The sequence below is a fragment of the Streptomyces sp. NPDC091280 genome (genome assembly GCF_044768565.1).
Lineage (GTDB): Bacteria > Actinomycetota > Actinomycetes > Streptomycetales > Streptomycetaceae > Streptomyces.
This window is the reverse complement of record NZ_JBIVUZ010000003.1, coordinates 151,156-166,585: the sequence shown is the minus strand read 5'-3', so window position 1 is coordinate 166,585 and position 15,430 is coordinate 151,156. Positions and strand designations below refer to the sequence as shown.

General features: G+C 68.9%; 11 protein-coding genes, 1 tRNA gene and 1 pseudogene. 11 read left to right on the top strand and 2 right to left on the bottom strand.

Going from position 1 to position 15,430, the window contains the following annotated elements:
- The first annotated feature begins 87 nt into the window (after nucleotides 1-87).
- The 8 genes and pseudogenes from ACIQPR_RS10845 to ACIQPR_RS10810 all read left to right on the top strand — a co-directional run bounded on the left by ACIQPR_RS10845 (nucleotide 88) and on the right by ACIQPR_RS10810 (nucleotide 9,583).
- Nucleotides 88-912, top strand: a complete 825-nt coding sequence (locus ACIQPR_RS10845; protein ID WP_403645181.1) for a hypothetical protein — start codon at nucleotides 88-90, stop codon at nucleotides 910-912.
- 367 nt (nucleotides 913-1,279) lie between these two features.
- Complete coding sequence (locus ACIQPR_RS10840) at nucleotides 1,280-2,014, top strand: hypothetical protein (protein WP_403645178.1); 735 nt, start codon at nucleotides 1,280-1,282, stop codon at nucleotides 2,012-2,014.
- The gene (locus ACIQPR_RS10835) at nucleotides 2,014-2,316 is read left to right on the top strand and encodes a helix-turn-helix domain-containing protein (protein WP_266824405.1); all 303 of its coding nucleotides are present in this window, start codon (nucleotides 2,014-2,016) and stop codon (nucleotides 2,314-2,316) included. Before ACIQPR_RS10840 ends, ACIQPR_RS10835 begins: the two co-directional genes overlap by 1 nt.
- Nucleotides 2,313-3,491 (top strand): hypothetical protein, encoded by a 1,179-nt coding sequence (locus ACIQPR_RS10830; protein WP_403645175.1) that lies wholly within the window; start codon nucleotides 2,313-2,315, stop codon nucleotides 3,489-3,491. The genes ACIQPR_RS10835 and ACIQPR_RS10830 overlap by 4 nt, the downstream gene beginning before the upstream one ends.
- Before the next feature lie 403 nt (nucleotides 3,492-3,894).
- Nucleotides 3,895-4,099 (top strand): annotated as a pseudogene (locus tag ACIQPR_RS10825) (hypothetical protein); the annotation flags it as partial.
- Between the two features lie 313 nt (nucleotides 4,100-4,412).
- Nucleotides 4,413-5,045: an RNA polymerase sigma factor gene (locus ACIQPR_RS10820; RefSeq protein ID WP_403645172.1), complete on the top strand. Its 633-nt coding sequence runs from the start codon at nucleotides 4,413-4,415 to the stop codon at nucleotides 5,043-5,045.
- Nucleotides 5,042-6,133: a CU044_5270 family protein gene (locus tag ACIQPR_RS10815; RefSeq protein ID WP_403645169.1), complete on the top strand. Its 1,092-nt coding sequence runs from the start codon at nucleotides 5,042-5,044 to the stop codon at nucleotides 6,131-6,133. Before ACIQPR_RS10820 ends, ACIQPR_RS10815 begins: the two co-directional genes overlap by 4 nt.
- Nucleotides 6,134-9,583 carry a S8 family peptidase gene (locus tag ACIQPR_RS10810; protein ID WP_403645166.1) on the top strand — a complete coding sequence of 1,150 codons (3,450 nt, stop codon included), beginning with the start codon at nucleotides 6,134-6,136 and terminating at the stop codon, nucleotides 9,581-9,583.
- A gap of 435 nt (nucleotides 9,584-10,018) precedes the next feature.
- Here the strand turns inward: ACIQPR_RS10810 and ACIQPR_RS10805 are convergent, their stop codons facing one another.
- Together ACIQPR_RS10805 and ACIQPR_RS10800 are read right to left on the bottom strand one after the other, a co-directional pair.
- Nucleotides 10,019-13,075 (bottom strand): FG-GAP-like repeat-containing protein, encoded by a 3,057-nt coding sequence (locus ACIQPR_RS10805; protein WP_403645163.1) that lies wholly within the window; start codon nucleotides 13,073-13,075, stop codon nucleotides 10,019-10,021.
- A gap of 606 nt (nucleotides 13,076-13,681) precedes the next feature.
- Nucleotides 13,682-13,752: transfer RNA gene (locus ACIQPR_RS10800), tRNA-Gly, on the bottom strand.
- A gap of 262 nt (nucleotides 13,753-14,014) precedes the next feature.
- Here ACIQPR_RS10800 and ACIQPR_RS10795 point away from each other — a divergent pair.
- The 3 genes from ACIQPR_RS10795 to ACIQPR_RS10785 all read left to right on the top strand — a co-directional run bounded on the left by ACIQPR_RS10795 (nucleotide 14,015) and on the right by ACIQPR_RS10785 (nucleotide 15,392).
- A complete protein-coding gene (locus ACIQPR_RS10795) occupies nucleotides 14,015-14,197 on the top strand; it encodes a hypothetical protein (protein WP_403645160.1) in 183 nt (60 codons plus the stop codon).
- Nucleotides 14,198-14,304: 107 nt separating this feature from the next.
- Complete coding sequence (gene dcd / locus ACIQPR_RS10790; RefSeq protein ID WP_403645157.1) at nucleotides 14,305-14,880, top strand: dCTP deaminase; 576 nt, start codon at nucleotides 14,305-14,307, stop codon at nucleotides 14,878-14,880.
- A 2-nt stretch (nucleotides 14,881-14,882) separates the two neighbouring features.
- A complete protein-coding gene (locus ACIQPR_RS10785) occupies nucleotides 14,883-15,392 on the top strand; it encodes a phosphoribosyltransferase (protein WP_403645154.1) in 510 nt (169 codons plus the stop codon).
- Nucleotides 15,393-15,430 lie beyond the last annotated feature (38 nt).

Genomic DNA, 15,430 nt, shown 5'->3' with positions numbered 1-15,430 from the left:
CGGAAATTCTTCCGCACAGCATTGCCGCCAGTTTCCGATCGTTGAACCCGACAGCAGTTCCTGACATTCTTCTGGAGGGAGATGTGCATGTCCGATCAGTCCCGGCCGTTCAGGGCCAGTAGCTGTCTGCTGCCGCCCTACTTTGGCATTCTGGCAGTGGACGCAAAGGGCTCGACCCGACTGCCGTCGATTCAGCAGGCCCCGCTCAGCAGGTTCATCACTAAAATCATCTACTGTGGCCTGGAAGACGCTGGCCTGAGCGAAATGCGGAGGGAATTCGAGAGTAATACTGGAGACGGGCTCGCTTTCGGTTTCGATCCGTCGTGGCTTCCGCTCGTCATCAGCCCGTTCGCCGACGTGCTGGACACCCTTCTCCATCGGCACAACACAGGAGCCGACCCGCAGATCAGGCTTCGGATGAGCATCCACGTAGGGCCGGTTCCTGTCGCTCCGGGACTGCCTGGCGACGGTAACGCCGCTCCCCGCAGCGAGACGCACCGCCTCCTGGACTGCGAGGCCGCGCGAGTGTGGCTCGCCGACGCGGGTGAGGACGGCACACCCCTCGTCGTCATCGTCTCCGACGATGTCCATCGCGCAGTGGTCCTCGGCGGTTACTGCGCTGTGCCACCCTCTCGGTTCACCGAGGTGCAGGCGGAAGTCACGGGGAAGGATTTCACTCAGAGCGCCTGGATGTACGTACCGTCGCCGTCCGGCGGCCTGCTCCGTCACCCCGTCCCCCGAACGGCAACTGTGAATAGGCCAGCAGGAGAGACAGAGGGAATTGGCCCTGTCGGCTCACGACCGGTTCAGGCTCGTGTCCAGCACGTGGAGTCCGGCGTCGCCATCATGGACAGCACCCTGCGTGACGTCCACCATCGTGGCGCACCGCAGCGAGGACCGGACTGCTCGTGAGTACGGCGTCGGACCGGCCCGAACCCGACCACGACCCAGTCGAACGCTTGTCTCTCACCGGACAGTATGTGGGGTGCGGGACCGCTCTTCACCGAGTGTCGGCACACCACATCACCATTTACGGCTCCTCTCCCGGGAGCAGCCAGGTCCCGTCCTGCATCGCGCCGAGCGGCCCAGCGGTCAGCCTGGTTCAGGCACTCGGCGGGCTACGGAGGTTGACCAGTCGGCTCGCTGTGCTCGCCGACCGTATCCACGCGGCGGCCGAAGTCTTCGCGGGCTTGCCCATCCCCTCCGCGCACGTGCCTCCGCATGCGTCGTGCCGCTGCTTCTCCAGCGCGTCGGACGCCGAGTGCCTGAGGAGGAATGCATGACCCAGCTGAAGTTCACCAGTCTGTTCGACAACATCGAGGCGCACGTCGAAACCCTCCCGACCGGTCTCCGCTTCTGCGGCTCCACGGACACTGCACCCACGGAGCTAACGCTGCGGGAGGCACGGGTGCTGATGCACGGCCCGTCACGTAATGAACCGGCGGCCCAGGCGATCTGGAGCGATGTTCTGGCCCAGGCAGCCACGGATCCGGACCCCGGCGGCGTCTCGGTCCTGATTCTCGTGTGGTGCACAGTTCCCAGACTTCGCCGGACCGTGTGGCGGATCTCGTCACGCCTTCCGGCCGACCGGGCGGATCTCGAAGCCGAGGTCGTGCAGGGTGTTCTGGAAGGGATCAGAGCAGTCGAGCCGCTGGCCCTCGGAGAAGCTGAACGACTGATGCGGGTGGCTTCCGGTCGCGCCTGGCGGTTCGCCCGCAGTACGGCACCCGAACGCCTCGTCCCGGACCATGCCAACGTAGCTGCTGTGCCTCCCGCGCTGCCGTACGAGGATGGCGACCCGTCCCCCTGGGCCGTACATATCGCGCCCCCTGACCGTGCCGACGGACTTGCCGCACCTATCCGCTTCACGACATCGAGCAGGCGCATCGAGGGACAACGCCTCGGTGCCCTCGCCGAGGGCATGGGCCTGGGCCATGTGGTCCACCGTGCCAGGCGTCCCGGCCCGGGGCGTCGTATCGGCACCCTGTCCCTAGCCCCCTACGGGAGCCCTTGATGAACCGCACCCGCCGAACACTCACTTTCGCCGAGGCGTTCGACCTCCCGTTGAGCGTCGACCTGCAGACTGCGGCCCGTGCCTTCGCAGTCTGTCCGGCCACCGCATACCGACTGGTGCACCTGGGGCGCTTCCCGTGCCGCGTGGTTCGCATCGGCCACCAGTACCGCATCCCGACCGCGTCGCTCATGCGCGCCCTGGGCATCGAGAACCTTCCCGTCTATGCGGCGGACGTCGAGGCCGGCGCTGAGATGTCCGCCGCCTTGACGCATGACGCCGAAGAACAGGAGGACAGGCAGTGAGCACAGCGATTGAGGCAGCCCCGGAGGACTCGTCCCGGCCCACCTGGAACTGTTTCGTGATCGGCCCCATTGGTGACAAGCATGCGGAGCACGGAAGCCCGGAGCGTCTCCTCTACGACGAGGCGCTGTATGTCTACGACGAGGTCATCCGTGCCGCCTGCCAGGCCCACGGGTTGGTCCCGCTGCGTGCCGACGCCATCGCGGACACGGGGGAGATCACCGACCAGATCCACCGACGGCTCCATGAGGACGACATCGTGATCGCCGACGTCAGCGGCGGGAATCCCAACGTCATGTACGAGCTGGGCTTCCGCATCGGTCGCGGCAAACCGGTGATCCTCATCGGTGAAAGCGGCGACCTGCCGTTCGACATCGCCCAGTTGCGGACCATTCGCTTCCGGCGGACCGACTCGAGCCTGTACGGAGCCCGCGAACAGCTGAGCCGCGTCCTCTACGAAGGCGTCACCCACGGGTTCAGGACTGTGACCTACGCCGATGTGACCACGTCTGGTCCTGCTCCAGCCAATGACGAGGACGGCGTGGACGACGAGGTGCCTGGCATCGTGGATCGGCTGGCACAGGCCGAGGAACAGATGGAATCAGTCCTCGCTGACGTTGAGGCCATGGGTGAGGCGGTCGTGCGAATCGGCGAGGTGGCGAAAGAGAGCACCCTTGAGATGAACTCTGCCAACGAGGCCAGTCTGCCGGCGAGCGCCCGGCTCGCGCTTGTCAGGAAGTTCTCCACGGCTGTCGCGGAGCCGGCTGCCGCCTTCCGCGCCAGCGCCGAGACGTTCGCCGAACGCATGGCCGACATCGAAGCCGGTATGCACGCGTCACTCGACATCATCGAAGACCGACCGTCGGCCGAACGGGACGAGGACATGGTGAGTTTCCTTCACCAGGTCATCGAGATAGTGGAGTCGACCCGGTCGGGGACCGCAAACTTCACTGAGTTCGGATCGTCGATGAGGACGGTCGCCGGATACTCTCAGCTGCTCCGAGCCCCAGGTCGTGACATCGAGATGGCTGTACGTGCGATCACTTCTGTCGCCACGCGCATCGACCCCTTGGGACGCCGGGCCCGCGCTCTTCTCACCACTGCGAATTCGTCGACCTCGGCACCGGACCACGACACCGCCGTCCCGACGGTGCTTTCCCACGTGAGGGCTTCGTGATCCACGACGGCGTCGAGGTCGAAGTACTGGCGGTAGTGCGGGAGTCCTCCGTCTGATCGCGTGCGCCGGACGATGCCCGACAGCGCCCGTAGGCGTGAATTGCGCTATATGACAAACAAACCCCAGGTCATTGACCTGGGGTTTCACATAGAGCGGGTGGCGAGAATCGAACTCGCGCTCTCAGCTTGGGGAGCGACGGCTAAGGGCCTCCGGCATCAGATCCCTCGACCCCCGGCATCAGATCCCTCGACCCCCGGCATCAGATCCCTCGACCTCCGGCATCAGATCCCTCGACCTCCGGCATCAGATCCCTCGACCTCCGGCATCAGATCCCTTCGCCATCCGGTGAGAGCCTCGTGGTGCACGCCACCCGCTATGCCATTCTCAATGGCGTAATCGGAGAGTGGCTGATGACGACGTTGACTTCGTGCCCGGCGACGGCCCCACCAGTCGCATCTCCGTCACGCTGACCGCCGGAACCCTGAAGGCGATCCGTGAGCGGGTCGGCAAGCGGGGCGTCTCGGCGTATCTCGAGAAGGCGGCTCAGAGGCAGATCGAGCGGGACGACCTGGACGAGCTGATCGCGGACTTCGACAGGGCGCACGGCCGGACGGGGGGCGGCGCGATGCAGGTGGTGGTGACGCTCGACCCCGGCCAGTCGGTGAACGCGGGCTTCGCGACGTCCACCCCCGAGGGCGAGGAGGGAGGCCCTGGAGGTGGCCAGACGTGGTGTCTTTACGGCAGCGGCAGCGGCGCCGTCGCTTCCCGGCGGGACGGCGCGAAGGGTGCCCTCCGCCGGTGGCCGCCGCCTGCCAGCAGCCGCCGCCTCCGGTCGCCGCCGCGACGGTCCGTGCGACTCGCGTGACATAGCTCACTGGAACTCATCCGTGCCGACCGGCAGTTCAAGAGGTGACCACAGAGATGCGAACCCGGGTGCGTGACGGGGATCCGGATGCCTTCGCGGAACTTTTCGACGAGTGTGCCCGCGCGGTGTACAACCACGCCTTCCGGCTGACCGCCGACTGGTCCGCGGCCGAGGACGTCCTGTCGACCACGTTCATGGAGGCGTGGCGGCGGCGTGCTTCCGTCGAGCCGGAGGGGGACTCGCTGCGGCCGTGGCTGCTGGGCATCGCCACCAACGTCGCCCGCTCCCACCACCGCAGCAACCGCCGCTACCGCAACGCGGCGAGCGCCGCGGCAGCCGCGAACGCCGCCGGGGAACAGGTCGAGGACCACGCCGAGGAGACCGCTGGCCGCGTGGACGACCGCCGCCGTATCAACGCCACACTCACCGCCCTCAGCCTCCTCAAGCGCCCCGAGCGCGAGGTCCTGACGCTGTGTCTGTACGAGGGGATGGAGTACGCCGAGGCGGCCCGCGCCCTCGGCATCCCGGTCGGCACCGTCCGCTCCCGCCTCTCCCGTGCCCGCGCCAAGCTGCGCAAGCTCGCCGACGCACAACTCCTCGTAGAAAAACGGGAACTCACCCGCACGAACCGGCAGATAACAGGTGATCGCGGATACGCGGTCCGGTCCGCACAGGAAGGAAACCGATGAACGCCAACCCCTCCCGCCAGCCCCACCCGGCTGAGTGGACGGAGACGCAGAGCCTGCTGCCCTCCGCCGAGCGGGATCTGCCGGCGGGCCGCCACCAGTTCCACAAGGAGCAGATGATGGCCCAGATCCACGAGGACCTCCGCACCGCCACCGCTACGGCCACTGCCACTCGCGGCACGCCCGTGAAGCGACCCAACCCCTTCCTGCGCCGTACGATCCTGCTGCCTGCCATGGCCTTCGCCCTGGCCGGAGCGGTCGTGGGCGGCCTCGCCCTCACCGCCGCCGGCGGCGGCGCGGACGACGGCAAGACCGCCCTGGCCACCGGCCCCGCCCTGACCACCCGGATCGGCACCGCCGACGCCAAGGGCGCCCCCCGGCTCCTCGACCGCATCTCCCTGGCCGCCGCCACCACCTCCGCGCCCACCCCGCATCAGGGCCAGTACGTCTACATCGCCTCGAAGGTGGCCAGCACCTACTACCGGGAGGACGGCGACGACTCCAAGGTGGTCAGCGACCAGCTGCACTCCCGCCAGGTGTGGAGCTCCCTCGACGGCAAGGACGGCTGGCTGATCGAGGCCGGTCAGACCAGTGACAAGGGCATCACCCTGGCGAGCAAGGTCGCCCCGGCCGGTGCCTACAACACCCTGGCCGCACTGCCCACCGACCCCGACACGCTGCTGCAGCGCATCTACCGCGAGTCGAACGCCCACCGGGATGCCGAAGTCCCGCGTGACCAGGCGGCCTTCGTCGCCATCGGCGATCTGCTGACCGAGAGCTACCCGCCCGCCGAGCTCGGCGCCGCCCTCTACAAGGCCGCGGCCAAGATCCCCGGAGTCGTCGCGGTGGACGACGCGGCCGACGCCACGGGCCGGCACGGGGTCGCGATCGCCCGCGAGAACCCGGCCGACGGCGAGCGCACCGAGTGGATCTTCGACAAGAAGACCCTGCAGTTCCTCGGCGAGCGCACCGTGGTGGTCAAGACCGTGACCGGCAGCCACTTCAAGGTCGGCACCGTCACCTTCACCAGCGCGATCACCGAACGCGGCATCGTCGACGCCAACAAGCAGCTCCCCGGGCAGGCGAGCTGAATGCGCGGCAGAACGACGACCGGCGCCGCGCTGGCCGCCCTGCTGCTGGCAGGGCTGACGACGGGCATGTCGGTGGCGGCCACCGGCTCCGGCCTCGGTGTACGGACGGCGGGCACGGCCACGGTCGCGGAGCCCGGCGGCACGACTCCCGGCGCGCGGACGGCGAACCCGGCCTCCCAGGCCGCCCGGTACGTCACCCTCCTCACCGGCGACCGGGTCCGGCTGGACGCCCGGGGCCGGGTGACAGGCGTACGGCAGGCACCGGGCCGTGAGCACGTCCCGGTGTCGGTGCGCGGTATCGGCGGCGACCAGTACGTCGTCCCCGCCGACGCCGCCGCCCTGATCGGCCGGGGCGTTTTGGACCAACGGCTGTTCGACGTCAGCGGCCTGATACGCGCCGGCTACGACGACACCCGGCGCGGCACGCTCCCGCTGATCGTGTCGTACAAGGGCAAGGCCGCCCAGCACAGGAGTACACAGAAGTCGCTGGTCACGGACGCGGACGCCACCGTGCGCCGGGAGCTGCCCAGTGTGTCCGGCGCCGCGCTCACCGTGCCCAAGGCCGGTGCCGACGACGCCTGGCGGACCCTCACGAAGGAACAGGGCGTCGCCCGGGTCTGGCTGGACGGTCGGTTCAAGGCGTCGGCGGACGCGGACGAAGACGGCGGGACGACCGGCGGGACGACCGGCGGGACGACCGGCGGGACGGCCGACGGGACGACCGGCGGGACGGCCGAGGACACGGGCAGCGGCGTCGCGCAGATCGGCGCCCCCGCCGCCTGGGCCGCCGGGTACGACGGCAAGGGCGTCAAGGTCGCCCTCCTGGACACCGGTGTCGACACCACCCACCCGGATCTCGCCTCGGTGGTGACGGAGTCGAAGGACTTCAGCGGCACCGGCAGCACCGACGACCGGGCCGGCCACGGCACGCACGTCGCGGCGACGCTGGCCGGCTCGGGCGCACGGTCCGGTGGCCGGTACAAGGGGGTCGCGCCCGGCGCGAGCATCCTCGACGCCAAGGTGCTGGACGACAGCGGCGAGGGCAGCGAGTCCGGCATCATCGCGGGCCTGGAGTGGGCCGCCGCGCAGGGTGCCAGGGTCGCCAACCTCAGCCTGGGCCAGGCCGACACCCCGGGCCAGGACCCGGTCGAGGCGGCGGTGAACGCCCTCTCCGCGAGCACCGGCATGCTCACCGTCGCCGCGTCCGGCAACGAGGGCCCCGACGCGGGAACCGTCGGCTCGCCGGGGGCCGCGGAGTCGGCGCTCACCGTGGGCGCCGTCGACGGCGAGGACCGTATCGCCGACTTCTCCAGCACCGGTCCGACCGCCGACAGCGCACTGAAACCGGACCTCACGGCGCCGGGCGTCGACATCGTCTCGGCGAAGGCGGTGCACGGCTGGATGGGCGACCCGGCCGCCGACGGCTATGTCTCCATGTCCGGTACGTCGATGGCGACGCCGCATGTGGCGGGGGCGGCGGCGATCCTGGCCCAGCGGCACCCCGACTGGACCGGCGCACAGCTCAAGCAGGCGCTCACCGCGTCCACCACCCCGACCGCCGGCACGACCGGCTACCAGCAGGGGACGGGCCGGGTCGACGTGTCCCGGGCGCTCGGCCAGACCGTGGTGAGCGAACAGACCTCCATGTCCTTCGGCAAGCAACTGTGGCCCCACACCGACGACCGGCCGGTCACCCAGCACCTCACCTACCGCAACGACGGCGACCGCCCGGTCACCCTGGACCTCACCGCCTCCGCGACCGGCCCCGAGGGCAGCACGGCCCCCGCGGGCATGTTCACCCTGAGTTCCGCACACCTCACCGTCCCGGCGGGCGGCACCGCCGGCGTCGACCTCACGTCGGACACCCGCGTCGACGCGGCGGACGGCGCCTACGCGGGCACGGTGGTCGCCACCGCACAGGACGGCGCCGACCCCGTGACCGTACGGACCGCCTTCGGCGTCGTACGCGAGGCCGAGGCCCACGAGCTCACCCTGAAGTTCCTGGACCGGGGCGGCAAACCGGTGCGCGCGCCGCTGACCGAGATCCTCGGGTACTCGGGCGCGTACTGGACCACGAACCTGGAGGACTCCGAGCAACTCTCCAAGGGCGTCTACCGGGTACGGGCCCCGCGCGGCGACTACGTCGTGGACACCGTGATGGACGACGCCGGCGTCACCTCCGCACTGGTGCGGCCGAGGCTCTCGCTGACCAAGGACACCACGGTCGTCTTCGACGCGCGCAAGGCGAAGCCGGTGCGGATCACCGCGCCGCAGGGCGCGAGGATGTCCGACGGCCAGCTCAACCTCGCGGTGGGCACCGGAGCCGGCGGGGGAGAGACGCACAACAGCACCCTGTTCCTGGGGGCGTTCAAGAACCTGCGCACCGCGACCCTGGGGCCGGCCGCCCCGGCCGGGCGGCTGAGCACGCAACTGGGCGGCCTGTGGCAGAAGGGCAGCACCACGTACCACCTGCTCCACAACCTGCCCGACCGCTTCCCCACCGGCTACCGGCACACCACCCGCATGACCGAACTGGCCCTGCTGAAGCGGAACTTCGGCTCGTCCGTCGCGCACCGCAAGGGCATCGCCAACGTCCTGTGGAGCGGCCCCACCCTGTCACTGGGCACGGTGAGCGCCCCCTTCCCGCTGCCGGCGACCGCGAAGATCTACGTCACCACCCCCAAGGGCTTCCGGTGGACGGCCGCCCTGGGCCAACAGAACGCCTCCGACGACGACTTGGACGTCTTCTACGGCACGGAGGGCGCGAGGTCGTACCGGGCGGGCCGGACCTACGCGGCCACGTACAACGTCGGCGTCTTCAGCCCGACGACCGGCGGCGGCTACGGCGCACGGCGCGACGGCGACACCCTCGACCTGTGCGTCCCCGACCTCGCCGACGGTTCCGGGCACCCCGCCGCCTCCACCGCGAAACGGCACACGACGGTCACCGCGGACGGCAGCACCCTGCTCGACAACGACGGCGACCTCTGCCAGACGATCGAGAAACTCCCGTCCACCCAGGCCCGCTACACGATCCGGACGGACCTGACCCGCCCGACGAGCGTGGCCACGACCACGAGCCGCCTGACGGCGACCTGGACCTTCACGTCCCGTACGGCATCGCCCGGCGCCGTCTCCCTCCCCCTCTCCACGGTCCGCTTCCACCCGAAGCTGACCCCGACCGGCACGGCCCCCGCGGGCCGCCGCGCCACGATCCCCCTCTCCCTCCAGGGCCCTGCGGCCACTCACCTGAAGTCCCTGACGGTGAAGGTCTCCTACGACGCTGGCAAGACCTGGTCCCGCACCCCGGTGACCACCGCCCACGGCGCGAGAACCCTCACCCTGACCCACCCGGCAGACGCCCGTTCGGTCTCCTTCGAATCCACCCTGACCGACACCACCGGCAACACCTACGCGGTGACGATCCTGAAGGCATACCTGCTGACCTGAGCTGACCTGACGTGGGGCCGGGCCCGTGAATCCGGTCCCACAGGGCGTAGACAAAAACAAGCCCCAGGCCACTGGCCTGGGGTTTCTACTGGAGCGGGTGACGAGAATCGAACTCGCACTCTCAGCTTGGGAAGCGACGGCGCTTGTGGGGGCGGGTGGCATCTGACCTGGGTGTATGTGCTCCGGCGTGCCGCCCGAGGGAGCTGGCTCGCACCGGTGTTGACCGTAATTTCCCGGTCTTATGGGCACGCTATGGGCACGGCTTCGGACTGTGCGGTTCAACGCCGCCGTAAAACCCTGTGGCCAGGGTGTCATGCGCAGGGTGGGCAAGCTTGCCGAACGGCATTGCATGCGCAACTGATTGGCGCACCCGGCATGGAGCGGGCCCGGACGAATCACGTTGTCCGGGCCCGCGGTGTGGTCGCGAAGGCCGGCTCAGAACACGCTCTTGTACCCCTGCCAGCCAGTGGCGATCTTCGTACGTCCGCCGAAAGAGCCTTTGCCGTTGCCGCCGTTGAGCCAGACGTTCCCGCTGCTGTCGCGGGAGACCAGGTCCGCCTTGCTGTCCCCGGTGATGTCCCCGACACCAACGATTGCGTTGTACGAGCCGCCCCAGTCGGCGAACAGCTTCACGCGGGCCTTGAAGGCGCCCTTGCCGGTGCCGAAGTACCGGTACAGGTTGTTGGACTTGTCCTGGGCGAGGAGATCACCGATGCCGTCGCCGTTCAGATCCCCGGCGCCCACGATCTTCTTGTACGTCTTCCAGTTGTCGTAGAGCTTGACGCGAGTGGAGAGTTTCCCGGTGCTGGTGCCCTTGTACAGGTAGACGGTGCCGGTGGAGGCGTTGCGGGTGATCAGGTCCGGTCGGCCGTCACCACTCACGTCTCCGGGCGAGGTCAGCACGTCGTACTGCTGCCAGCCGCTGCTGCTCAGCGTGGTGTACGACGTCGCGGGGGTCACCGCCTTGCCGCAGCCCGGCTTGTACAGGCGCAGGGCGCCGCTGGTGTAGCGGACCAGGACATCGTTGCAGCGGTCGCCACTCAGGTCACCGAAGGGCACGGCCTTGACCGATGTCGCCCAGCCGCTCTTGGTCACCTTCCCGGTGAACGTTCCCCTCCCGGTCCCGTACTGGTACGTCAGCCCGCCCGAACCGTTGAGCGTCATCAGCTCGCCGAAGCCGTCCGACCCGACGAAGTCGCGGCGGACCGCGGCGGCTCCGGTGACCTTGACCGTGCCTGTCCTGGTCAGAGCCGCGCCCTGCCCGTCCGCGGGGGTCACGGTCAGCGCCCAGGCGTGGGCGCCGTTGGCTACCAGTCGGCCGGAGCCGTCCTTGCCGTTCCACGCGGCGGTCACCACACCGCGCGCAAGGCCGCCGGAGAGGGTGCGGACGACCGTACCGGTGGCTTTGTTGGTGATCACCAGCTTCCAGGAGGCCGCGGGCTTGTTCAGCCACCACTTCGGGCTCCACTGGACAGCGCCGCCCTTGACGTCCACCGAGGTGGTGACGGTGGCATCGCGCTGGACGAGGGCAGAGACGGGGACGTCGCTGGAGGTCAGCCGGATGGTGTTGTCGGAGCGGAGCTGGGCGATCACGCCGGTATACGGGTCGACGTCCCAGGCGTTCCCCTCGAACGTCCCGGCGGTGTGCGACACCGCCGTCCCACTGCGAACGTCGATCACCTTGAGCTGCCCGGACTCGACGGTCGCGACGAAGCCGTCGCCGAGCTGCGCCTGTTGCCAGTCGGAGCCCGCGAGTGTCAGGTTCTGCTTGGTCACGGTGTCGTAGACGCCCTGGCCCTCCGAGTTGAGCACGCAGTTCCACAGCAGCCAACGGCCCACCGCCTGGAAGTCGTTCAGCAGGCAGCCGCGCCCGAACGACACCGGCTCGCTCTGCTGCCTGGTCAGGACGTCGAAGGGGACCACGGTGCTGTTGCCGGACATCACCCACAGGGTGGTGCCCCAGAGGGCCCGCACCTTCTCGGTCGTTGTGTACACCGTCTTCCCGGTGTCGAGGTCGACGATCCGGGTCTCCGCCACGTCGGAGCTGTTGTACGGCCCGGTCAGCGCTGCGAAGCGGCCGCTCGCGGCGGTCGAGGTCAGGTAGCTGCGGGAGCTGTCGATCAGGGTGCCGGGCAGCGACTGGCCAGCCCCGAGGAGCCGGGGCTGCTGGGCGGCGCTCGTGCCGTAGCCGGAGATGACCGTCCGGCCGTCGCCGGTGTCGAGGAGACGCGGGCGGGCTTCCGAGTAGTTCTCCAGCACGATCCGACCGCGGGTGGTGCGTATCCCGGCCGTGGGGGAGTCGGCAACGCCGGTCTCCCGGGTGTGGAGATACGACCAGTCACCCACGGGGTCCGTCTCCAGGGTGGTCAACCGCCCCTGTGCGAGGGTCAGTTGGGAGACCGTGTGGACGGCCTCCCGGGGGTACGCGTCCGCGATCTCGCGCACGGTGACCCCGCCGTCCTCGGCGGCCTCGACGAGGTTGACGCCCCAGTGGTCCGTGTCGGCGCCGCCCGCGACCAGGAGCCCGCCGTCGGGAGTCGCCACGGCCTCCCGTGATGTCCTGGCCAGCAACGTCCGCGGCGCGGAGCCGTCGAGCGGGACGGCTTCGACCCTCGCGACCGCGCGGTTGGTGTCGGCGCGGCCCAGGGCGGAGTCGTACCTGGACACGATGACGGTGTCGCCGACCATGCCCAGCACCTGCGCGATATTGCCGACCGCGACGGTCCGCACGGGGGCGGCCGGGTCCTGGCGGGAGGCGACGTACACCGTGGTGTCGTAGAGCCACACCAGGTGGGTGGGGCTGAGCGCGACCAGGTAGTACCACGACTGCACGGTGTACGGCAGCGTCGTGAAGCGCCCCTGCTCGATGTCGAGCCACCCGGTGATCCAGTCGTCGCCCTTGCTGTACCGCACGACCTGTCCGCGCGCGTCGCCCAGCCCGGCGGCGGACCACAGGCTGACGCCGGAGGGGACCCCTTCCACTGTGCGGTCGGTGACGGAGCCGTCGGCCTGGGCGTCCAGCAGATGCCACACCGCGTCGGTGCCCGCGGTCCCCGCCGTCGTGACGACCGTCGATCCAAGCGTGCTGAAGTACGTGTGTCCGTCGGGGAGTGCGACTGTACTGACCTGGCCAGACCTCATGTTCCGCAGCGTCACGGTCCTGGCGGAGCTGTCGTAGCGGGCGACGACGTCCGAGCCCGCTCCGGCACTGGTGACGCCGTAGGCGTCCGTGCCCGACGCGTCGACGACCGTGTCGACACCGTCGTACGTCGTCCACAGCTGGCCTCGCCCCTCCTCGTACCTGAGGAAGCCCGAGGGTCCCGCGCTCAGCAGGCCCGTCCGGGGAACCAGGGACGTGGTGGCCGGCACGACCACCTCTCCGGTGACCGTTTCACCGTGTGCGCTGCCGATCGTCAGCGGGCCGAGGCCGAGGGCCAGTGCGAGGGAAACGGCTGCGGCGGTGGCGCCTCGTACGAGCGCACGTCTGCCCATTCAGAACCTCTCCAAGGCGGTGGACGAAGGCTTGGAGAGACTTGTGCGCGCGCCATTGAACCGCAGGTCATGGACCCGCGGAACAGATGACGTTCCGACAACCCCCCAGGCAAGTGGCCGGATCTTAGCATTTTGCCTGCACATGACCATTGAGGTGGGGAGTGGCCGGTACGGGGAGCAGCTTGTACAGGCGAGCCGGCCCTCACCCTCGACCGGCGTGACGTCCGCGCCGTCCGCTCTATGAGGTGGCGCAAGGCTTTCCGGGTCCCGTCCGACGACCTGCTGGTGTGGTGGGAGCGCTCCATCTCGAAGCCCCAGTGGCTGAAAGGGACTTCGGCAAGTAGCGCCTCCGCAGCGCACGCATCGACGATCAGACCTTCTCGGGGACGAGCAGGCTGAGGTCTTGCCGGCGCGGGAGGTTACGCCGCGAGGGGCGAAGTCGCAGGTCAATGCCTGGTGTCGACATCGGGCGGGTTTCGTGTGCGGCTGTCGCCCGGCGTTCGTGCCCTTCGCGTGCCCAATCTTCGAGCGCCAGAGGGCTGGGAACTGTCGACAGAGCCCGGGCAAAACATAATCCCCAGGCCGCTGACCTGGGGATTCAAAAAGAGCGGGTGACGAGAATCGAACTCGCACTCTCAGCTTGGGAAGCTGATGTTCTACCACTAAACTACACCCGCGAAAGACGCCGGTTGAGCCGGTGTCGAAGTGCTCGTTCACTCTACCTCATGGCCGGGTTGCGGTGCCGGGACCGTGGGGTTCGGTCGTGTTTCGGAGGGTGGACGGGGCTGCGGGGGGCCGGAGTTGGGGCGTACGGTGGAGGCGTGGAAGAGGGTCCGGGTGGGACGGAGTGCCGCCTGGAGAGTCGTTCCTTTCATCCCGTAATGTGGCATTTGGCGTCCGGCGAGCAGCAGCCGGACGCGGCTCTTGGGGAAGGGACTCATGGACTTGATGGAGCGCACCGTCGTCCGTTGTGCCGATGGGCACGTGTTCAGTACCGCTTCGTTCCCGATGCAGCAGGCGGAGCGGCTCGGCCCCGGCCGGCTCGTGCGGTGTCCACGGTGTGCCCGGCTCCGCAGTGTGGTGCTGGTGCCCCTTGGAGAAGCAGTGGCGGAGAAGCAGTAACAGCGAAGCGGTAACAGGGAAGCGGTGGTGGCGACACCGTAGGCAGTCGCTGGCGCGCGGGTCCGTCCGATTGTGGTCGGTCCGCGCGTCTTGCGTATCCTCGGGGCGTGCTTCTCTCAGACAAGGACATCCGGGCCGAGATCGACGCCGGGCGGGTACGGATCGATCCCTACGACGAATCCATGGTGCAGCCGTCCAGTGTCGACGTGCGCCTCGACCGCTTCTTCCGGGTGTTCGAGAACCACCGCTACCCCCACATCGACCCCTCCATCGAGCAGGCGGACCTGACGCGGCTGGTGGAACCGGAGGGCGACGAGCCGTTCATCCTGCACCCCGGCGAGTTCGTGCTCGCCTCGACGTACGAGGTCATCACGCTCCCCGACGACCTCGCCTCCCGCCTGGAGGGCAAGTCCTCCCTCGGCCGGCTCGGGCTGGTCACGCACTCCACCGCCGGGTTCATCGACCCGGGCTTCTCCGGGCACGTGACGCTGGAACTGTCGAACCTCGCGACGCTCCCCATCAAGCTCTGGCCGGGCATGAAGATCGGGCAGTTGTGCCTGTTCCGGCTCACCTCTCCGGCCGAGTTCCCCTACGGCAGCGAGCGCTACGGCTCCCGCTACCAGGGCCAGCGCGGCCCGACCGCCTCCCGTTCCTTCCTCAACTTCCACCGGACGCAGGTGTGAGCATGGACGCCGTACGGGAGAACCTGACCTACGAGACGTTCGGCGTCGCCGTCCGCGAGCTCGCGCAGACCATCGCCGACGACGGCTACGAGCCCGACATCATCCTCAGCATCGCCCGCGGCGGGGTCTTCGTCGCCGGCGGCCTGGCCTACGCCCTCGACTGCAAGAACATCCACCTCGTCAACGTGGAGTTCTACACCGGCGTCGGTACCACTCTCGACATGCCCGTGATGCTGGCCCCCGTCCCGAACGTCATCGACTTGTCCTCCAAGAAGGTCCTGATCACCGACGACGTCGCCGACACGGGCAAGACGCTCAAACTGGTCCGCGACTTCTGCCTGGACACCGTCGCCGAGGTACGCAGCGCGGTCGTCTACGAGAAGTCGCAGTCACTGGTGAAGTGCGAGTACGTGTGGAAGCGCACCGACGACTGGATCAACTTCCCGTGGAGTGTGTTGCCTCCAGTACATAGGTCGGGAGAGGCGGCTAAGCGCAACAAAGAAGCGCTCTGACCTGGTGGTTTCTTGCTACGCCGCCGTGTGAGGTACGG